Raw genomic sequence first — 1,020 nt, 5'->3', positions numbered from 1 at the left:
ATTTTTGAAAAGTATGCTCGGTGTGATCAAGCTCTCGTTTTATCTATGCTAGAAATGGTGATAAACGGTGTTTCAACACGCAAAGTTACTCATATTGTGGAACAACTTTGCGGAGAAAACGTTTCTAAATCCTTTGTGTCTTCACTTACACAAAAGCTAGATCCGATTGTAAATGCTTGGGCCAAGCGTCCATTAAATACAACTTATTATCCTTTTCTCTTTGTAGATGCGATGTATATAAAAGTACGTGAACATCATCGTATAGTCTCTAAGGCTGTTTATATTGCCACAGCTATTACGGAGAACAACAAACGTGAAATACTAGGTTTAAGTGTGGACCACGCTGAAAGTTATGAGAGTTGGAGTCGGTTTTTCCAAAGTCTCAAATCGCGTGGGCTTCAATCACCTAAACTTGTGATTTCAGATGCTCATCAAGGTCTTCAAAAAGCCATACAACGTGATTTTATAGGGACAGCTTGGCAAAGATGTAACGTACATTTTAAACGAAATATCATTGAAAAGCTTCCTAAAAAAGACTCAGAGGAAATCCGTATGATGATAAAACGAGTTTTTGAAGCTATTACAATTGAAGATATTCGAAAATTTAAAGATGAGTTATTTGATCAATTCGGAAACAATACCAAGTATGAAAAAGCCCTTGCCATCTTTGATGAAGGCTTCGAAGATACGATACAGTACATGAACTACCCAGAGAAAATACGATGTCATATTCGTAGTACCAATTCTCTTGAACGTTTAAATCAAGAAGTTCGTAGAAGAGAAAAAGTAATCCGCATTTTCCCAAATACACAATCTGCTTTTCGATTAGTAGGTGCAGTTCTAATGCAGTATCAAGAAACTGTATACGCAAAGAAAAAGGGACTCACAACTTAGTGAACTTAAGTATTTTTCATGTAACTTCCATTCCGTAGGATGCCACATTCAGAAACGGCTATCAAAGTGAAAAGAGCCTTTGACAGCCATTTCTGAATGTGGACATATAAATACACGGAAGTTACG

At 36.6% G+C, this 1,020-nt stretch carries 1 protein-coding gene; it reads left to right on the top strand.

Going from position 1 to position 1,020, the window contains the following annotated elements:
* Positions 1-894 (top strand): IS256 family transposase (locus ACIQ7N_RS23665; protein ID WP_402936682.1); only part of this gene is annotated, 894 nt, incomplete at its 5' end.
* Positions 895-1,020 lie beyond the last annotated feature (126 nt).

The organism is Lysinibacillus sp. NPDC095746 (genome assembly GCF_044763535.1).
Lineage (GTDB): Bacteria > Bacillota > Bacilli > Bacillales_A > Planococcaceae > Lysinibacillus.
This window is presented reverse-complemented; position numbering and strand designations above follow the sequence as displayed.